Raw genomic sequence first — 4,206 nt, forward strand, 5'->3', positions numbered from 1 at the left:
ATTTAATGTTTCGCCACGGTTAATGAGCCATACGACGCCACCGTCACAGGGCGCAGCTACTGCCTCTGCCGCCTTTCGGCAAGCTCTGACTGCATTTTCTCGTTAAACTGCTTTGTTATCGGATAGTAGCAAACTGCCACGACGCCTATGCAGAAAAGCAAGGCTGGTATGATGCTCGAAGCAATCTGTATGCCAGAAACGGCGTCGGCACTCTGAACGGTAGAACCGCCAGACCGGAAGCCGAACATCGAGAGGACAAGCCCGGCAAAGGCCCCTCCGAGTCCGAGGCCTGACTTTAGGGCAAACACCACGCCGGAGAAGCACAGTCCCGTGGCACGGCGGTGGTTGACATACTCTATATGGTCGGCCACGTCGCCAATCATTGCCCAAAGCAGCGGAACCGTAGGGGCGTAAGCCAGCGACTTGAGCACGCACAGCACAAACATGAAGCGGACATCTGAAGGTTGCGGCAAATAGAACATGGCCGTGAATACTGCCGTGAGCGAGAGGCAGACGATGAAGGTTTTCTTCTTGCCGTATCTGTTTGCCAGAAAGGCCGAAAGGGTTATCACACCTATGAATTGAACGATGGCCCCAACCATGTTGAACAGAGAGAAGCCTATGGCATAAGCGTCCGACTCGCTGTGGGACACGAGGTTGAAGGCTTCGAGCAGCGAGCGCCACCCAACGCCACCGCCTGCGGAAGCCACCAGTCCGATATCGTCGATGAAGGCGTAGAGGGCGCCCTGGTCGACATACGACTGGAAATAAAAGCTCATGGCAGAGCCCCACATGGCAAGCGTGATGAAGACAAACAGGGTGAGCACGAACATTGAGCGCCACGACACGCTGGCGACAAGTTCACGCACATCCTCGCGTATGTTGGTCTTCTGATGGGGCGGCGGCGCTATGCGCTCACGGGCAGACAAGAAAGTGACGATGAAGCACACCAGGCACACTGCGGCAAAAAGGCCGATGGTGCAGAGCCAGCCGTGGCGGTCGTCACCGCCGCCAAACTTTGACACGAGCGGAAGGGTGAGGCCCTGTACGACAAACAGGGCAATGGTGCTGCCCACAAACCGTATGCTGGTGATGCTGGTGCGCTCGCGTATGTCGCCCGTCATCACTCCGCCCAACGATGAATAGGGCGTGTTGTTAAACGAATACATTGTCATGAGCAGCACATAGCTCACGGTGGCATAAACCGCCACCAACCACTTGTCTTCTATGCCGGGATTCCAGAATGCCAGCACATAGAACACGCAAAAAGGCACCGACGTCCATAGCACCCACGGACGGTACTTGCCCCATCTGGTTTCGGTGCGGTCGGTGATGATTCCGACGGCTGGATCGACAAAGGCGTCGGCAATGCGAGCCACAAGCAACACACTGCCGGCAATGGCACCGTCAAGCCCGAAGATGTCGGTATAAAACTTCAGCTGGAATATCATCATCATCTGGAATACCAGATTGGCGGCCACGTCGCCCAATGAATAGCCAACCTTCTCACGCAGTGTGATTTTGGAGTCTGTCATTATTACACGTCAAAAGTTTAAATTATCTGCATGCAAAATTAACAAAAACCTTATTGTCTTATTTCTCCTCATGTTGCATAGACTTCGCTTGGCGTTTCATCATGGAATAATCATGCCGTAAATCGCTTCTGGCAATGCCTGTACACAAAAGAAAGGACACGCGCCAAGCACACCCCCACCCCACATCTTATGATATATAAGCCGCTGCCCCACCGGCGGCATTGGCATAATGCGGTTGCGCGGCCTGCATGAGCCGACTGCATACGGCCTCTGCCACAACGCCACCGTCCGAATAGCCCCATGGGCAACAAAGGGAGTCCCTCTGCATGTATATCACACCAGCCCCAATCCAAACAAACAGATGGCACAGGAATGCTAACGTGCAACGGACACGCTGTCTAAAACAAAAGAATCATGCTATGTGAACGCCAGGCCGCGTGTGCCAAAATGGCAGTCGGCAGATAGCATGGCATACTATGCCCTACGTTTGGCACGTGCTTTGCTACACTTTAAGCGGATTGCAATGCAGTCCACAACATAAAATCACTTAACAAGAATAATAATAAAAAGAATAAAGATATGGGAAAGATTATTGGAATTGACTTGGGTACAACAAACTCATGTGTTGCCGTCTTCGAAGGCAACGAACCTGTAGTGATAGCTAACAGCGAAGGCAAGCGCACCACCCCGTCTGTAATCGGTTTCGTAGAAGGCGGCGAGCGCAAGGTGGGCGACCCCGCCAAGCGCCAGGCCATCACCAACCCGAAGAACACAGTATACAGCATCAAGCGCTTCATGGGTGAGACATGGGCACAATGCGAAAAGGAGGTGAGCCGCGTGCCGTTTACCGTTGTCAATGAAGGCGGATATCCCCGTGTAGACATCGACGGCCGTAAGTATACCCCACAGGAAATATCGGCCATGGTTCTGCAGAAGATGAAGAAAACCGCCGAGGACTACCTCGGACAGGAAGTGACCGACGCTGTAATCACCGTTCCGGCATACTTCTCTGACTCACAGCGCCAGGCCACAAAAGAGGCAGGCCAGATTGCCGGACTCAATGTGCGCCGTATTGTCAACGAGCCTACGGCTGCCGCATTGGCCTACGGCGTTGACAAGGCAAACAAGGACATGAAGATTGCTGTATTCGACCTCGGTGGCGGTACATTCGATATCTCTATCCTGGAGTTTGGTGGCGGTGTGTTTGAGGTGCTCTCTACCAATGGTGACACTCACCTCGGTGGTGACGACTTCGACCAGGTAATCATCGACTGGCTGGTACAGGAGTTCAAGAACGACGAAGGTGCCGACCTCACAACCGACCCGATGGCAATGCAACGCCTGAAGGAAGCTGCAGAGAAGGCAAAGATAGAGTTGTCAAGCTCTACTTCTACGGAAATCAACCTGCCGTATATCATGCCGGTAGGCGGTGTTCCAAAGCACTTGGTAAAGACGCTTACACGCGCAAAGTTCGAGCAATTGGCCCACAGCCTCATCCAGGCTTGCCTCGTGCCATGCCAGAACGCCATACGCGACGCCAAGCTGACAACTGCCGACATTGACGAAGTAATACTCGTAGGTGGCTCAAGCCGTATACCCGCCGTGCAGACACTGGTTAAGAACTATTTCGGAAAAGAGCCGTCAAAGGGTGTAAACCCCGACGAGGTTGTGGCTGTTGGCGCTGCCATACAGGGTGCCATCCTCAACAAGGAAGGCGGTGTGGGCGACATTGTATTGCTCGACGTTACTCCGCTGACGCTCGGTATCGAGACAATGGGCGGCGTGATGACCAAGCTCATCGAAGCCAACACTACCATACCGTGCAAGAAGAGCGAGGTGTTCTCTACAGCCGCCGACAACCAGACAGAAGTGACAATCCACGTGTTGCAGGGTGAGCGCCCCATGGCTGCACAGAACAAGAGCATAGGCCAGTTTAACCTGACAGGCATCGCACCGGCTCGCCGTGGCGTTCCGCAGATCGAGGTAACATTCGATATCGATGCTAACGGCATTCTGAAGGTGTCGGCAAAGGATAAGGCAACTGGCAAGGAACAGGCTATCCGCATAGAAGCTTCGTCTGGCCTGAGCAAGGAGGAGATTGAGCGCATGAAGGCTGAAGCCGAGCAGAACGCAGAGAATGACAAGAAGGAGCGTGAGCGCGTCGACAAGATGAATCAGGCTGACTCTATGATTTTCACCACAGAGAACTTCCTGAAAGATAACGGCGACAAGATACCAGCCGACCAGAAAGCTCCCGTGGAGAGCGCACTGCAACAGTTGAAAGACGCCCACAAGAGCGGCGACATCACGGCCATCGACAACGCCATCAACAACTTGAACACCGTAATGCAAGCCGCAAGCGCTCAGATGTACCAAAACGCTGGCGCACAGCCTAATGCAGGAAACCAGCAAGCCGGCGGCCAACAGGCTCAAGACAGCAACTCAAAAACCGACGACAACATACAAGACGCCGATTTTGAGGAAGTGAAGTAAGTATCGGTAAACAACGATAACTATCAATAGTAAGATAGGGTGTAACTCAATGAGTTGCACCCTATTTTTGTTTTTAACACTTTCTGATAGATTTGCTTGTTTCTCGGATTTTTATTGTATATTTGTACCATATTTGTACCGACACTTAAAAGTAGATAATGTGACACTTAATATATTG

2 protein-coding genes are annotated in these 4,206 nt (G+C 52.7%); one reads left to right on the forward strand and one right to left on the reverse strand.

Annotated features, from left to right (window positions below; all coding sequences use genetic code 11):
- Nucleotides 1–56: 56 nt before the first annotated feature.
- Nucleotides 57–1,535, reverse strand: a complete 1,479-nt coding sequence (locus M3089_RS15620) for an MFS transporter (RefSeq protein ID WP_249085235.1) — start codon at nt 1,533–1,535, stop codon at nt 57–59.
- A gap of 537 nt (nt 1,536–2,072) precedes the next feature.
- Here M3089_RS15620 and dnaK point away from each other — a divergent pair.
- Entirely contained in the window at nt 2,073–4,028 is a 1,956-nt protein-coding gene (gene dnaK, locus M3089_RS15625; RefSeq protein WP_205112174.1) for a molecular chaperone DnaK, read from the forward strand.
- Nucleotides 4,029–4,206 lie beyond the last annotated feature (178 nt).

It is taken from the genome of Marseilla massiliensis (genome assembly GCF_023336985.1).
GTDB lineage: Bacteria > Bacteroidota > Bacteroidia > Bacteroidales > Bacteroidaceae > Prevotella > Prevotella intestinigallinarum.